Origin of the sequence: Arsenicibacter rosenii (assembly GCF_001870735.1) — a bacterium.
GTDB lineage: Bacteria > Bacteroidota > Bacteroidia > Cytophagales > Spirosomataceae > Arsenicibacter > Arsenicibacter rosenii.
The window spans coordinates 1-381 of sequence record NZ_MORL01000308.1 but is presented as its reverse complement, the minus strand read 5'-3'; the positions used below and the strand labels follow the sequence as shown (position 1 = coordinate 381).

1 protein-coding gene is annotated in these 381 nt (G+C 53.7%); it reads right to left on the bottom strand.

Translation table 11 applies throughout. The annotated features are described in order from the left end of the window. The coding region (locus BLX24_RS31375) for an ATP-binding cassette domain-containing protein (RefSeq protein WP_445422175.1) at nt 1–366 on the bottom strand (366 nt) is incomplete at its 3' end. Nucleotides 367–381 lie beyond the last annotated feature (15 nt).

Here is a 381-nt window from a genome sequence, read left to right as displayed (position 1 = left end):
ACCGGATTCAACGATTGTCCCCTTGTCCATTACATAAATCCGGTCAGCGTTCTTGATCGTACTTAGCCGGTGGGCTATGATGATCCGGGTTGCCTGAAGTTTATCCAGACTTTGCGAAACCAGACTCTGTGTCCGGTTGTCGAGNTGAACAATTGCCCGGGCAATCATGAGCCGTTGCCGTTGCCCCCCCGAAAACGTACCGGCACCTTCGCTGACCACGGTATGCATTTCCATGGGCATTTGCCTGATGTCTTCCTGCATCCCCGCCATACGCGCCGCCTCCCAGGCGTCGTCCAGTGTCAGCTCTGAGTTACCGATGATATTCTGAAAAATACTGCCCGACATAAGGGCTCCGTTTTGCAGCACTACACCAATCTGACG